This window comes from Pantoea sp. VS1 (genome assembly GCF_002207995.1).
Lineage (GTDB): Bacteria > Pseudomonadota > Gammaproteobacteria > Enterobacterales > Enterobacteriaceae > Pantoea > Pantoea dispersa.
The window spans coordinates 1-399 of record NZ_NHZE01000133.1 but is presented as its reverse complement, the minus strand read 5'-3'; the positions used below and the strand labels follow the sequence as shown (position 1 = coordinate 399).

The 399-nt window shown below is 65.9% G+C and carries 1 protein-coding gene; it reads right to left on the bottom strand.

Going from position 1 to position 399, the window contains the following annotated elements; translation table 11 throughout:
- Nucleotides 1-399: DDE-type integrase/transposase/recombinase (locus CBW22_RS25005; RefSeq protein ID WP_141097375.1), on the bottom strand; the 399-nt coding region annotated here is incomplete at both ends.

The following is a 399-nucleotide window of genomic DNA, read 5'->3' as shown; positions in this document are numbered from 1 at the left end:
TTTATCAGCCACACGCTCAGCTGCGTCAGCGCGAGGATGCCCGGCGCAACGAAGGGCGAGCCGTTGTCGGTGCGGATAACGTCGGGCAGCCCGCCTTCCAGGAAGGCCTTTTCCATGCAGCCGCGCACGAACGCCGTGGTCTCCGACGTGCCCGGCTCGCATGACAGCAGGTAGCGGCTGTGGTTATCGGTGAGCGTGAAGGGGCGGCACCAGCTGCCGTCTTTCAGGCGGAAGCGCCCTTTAAAATCAGCGCTCCAGACGTGGTTATTCCTCACGGGTGTCGTGAGACTGCGCAGGTTGCCCGGCGTTCGCTTACGCGGCGTCCGCGGCTGCACCATTCCCGCCGCCTTCAGCAGGTCGCCGATGGTGCTGGCGGCGGGCACGATGAAGTCAGCGCCG